The sequence below is a fragment of the Cellulomonas citrea genome (assembly GCF_009829685.1).
GTDB classification, from domain to species: domain Bacteria; phylum Actinomycetota; class Actinomycetes; order Actinomycetales; family Cellulomonadaceae; genus Cellulomonas; species Cellulomonas citrea.
Genome location: NZ_VWSD01000289.1, coordinates 1 through 1,363, shown reverse-complemented (window position 1 = coordinate 1,363; position 1,363 = coordinate 1). Strand labels below are relative to the sequence as shown.

The 1,363-nt window shown below is 75.3% G+C and carries 1 rRNA gene; it reads left to right on the top strand.

Annotation, left to right across the window (positions count from 1 at the left end):
- Positions 1 to 79: ribosomal RNA gene (gene rrf, locus F2B26_RS17780) — 5S ribosomal RNA — on the top strand; the annotation flags it as partial.
- Positions 80 to 1,363 lie beyond the last annotated feature (1,284 nt).

The following is a 1,363-nucleotide window of genomic DNA, read 5'->3' as shown; positions in this document are numbered from 1 at the left end:
CCCGAACCCGGAAGCTAAGCCCTTCAGCGCCGATGGTACTGCACCCGCCAGGGTGTGGGAGAGTAGGACGCCGCCGAACACCATTCACCGAGAGCCCTTCGCACACGCGAAGGGCTCTCGGCATTTCTGCCCACAGCGGTGACCACATTGCCGGACTCCGACCCGGCACATCCCTGCCGCTATCGCCTTCGCCTTCGTCGGTGATTCACGGGCGTGCGTCGATCTCGGCGCGCGCCGGCGGTGCGCTTCTGCGTCTGGCCCAGGACGAGCGGGGCAGGCGTTGCCGTCGGGGCGGGCGCTGCGCCAGCGGGCTGGCGGGCGCGGATGTGGGGTGCAGGCCCGAGCCGGGATGCCCTGGCACTTCGGCGTGTGGGCCGAGGTCTGGGAGACTGTGGCACGACCATCGAGGAGCGACACACACGTGAACAGAGACGACCAGAGCAACGAGCGGGGCGACAAGGATCGCTCCGCCGCGTCCGGATCCGGCCGTAGCCCGTCGCGCCCGAGTTCGGGGGGCAGTGGTCGCGGGGTCGGTGGCGGCGCTCCGCGCGGCGGCGCGCGATCAGGAGGACCGGCACGTGCGGGTTCGGGCAGCGCTGGCGCGCAGTGGTCGCGCGACGGGCGCGACCGGCGTCCGGACACATCCTCTGGTGCGCGTACCGGGGGCGGGGCACGCGGCGATGCGGGTGGCGGGCGTCCGACGGCGTCAGGCGCTGGCTCCTGGTCCGGTTCCGGTGGGCAGCGGAGCACGTCCGGTGCACAACGGAGCACGTCGGGTGGACAGCGCGGCTGGTCGGGCGGGGGGCGTCCGACGGAGGGCGACCGCCCCCAGGGCGGCTCGAGTACGGGCGGTGCGGGCGGCAGCCGTTGGTCCGGCGCCGCAGGACGCTCAGGGAGCAGTCCTTCGGGGGCTGGACGGGAGCGCACCGGGGCGGGCTCGGGCGATGCCCGTGCGTCGAGGTCGAGCGGTGACCGTGCACGTGGCGACTGGTCCCGCGGTCCCCAGGGTGGCGGCGAGGGCCGCGGAAGCGGTGCCGCCGCGGGCCGGGGATTCGCAGGCAGGGGCCGCGCTGGCGAGGTGGGCGGCGGCCAGGCGCGTGCGGAGTGGAGCCGCGGTGACCGGGGCGAGCGCGATCAGGTGCGTGGTGAGCGACCGGGTGCTGGGCGCGTGAGCGGTGAGCGACCGACGTCCGGTCGACCCGGTGGTGAGCGTTCGCCGGGCGGTCGCCCGACCGGTGACCGGCCGTGGCGGTCGCGTCCCGAGGGGGATGGTGCGGGTTCGCAGTGGCGCGGCGCCGCTGGTGGTGCGGAGCGTTCGTCCGATGGACGTCCCGGCGGGCCCCGTGGGCAGCGTCCGGCGAGC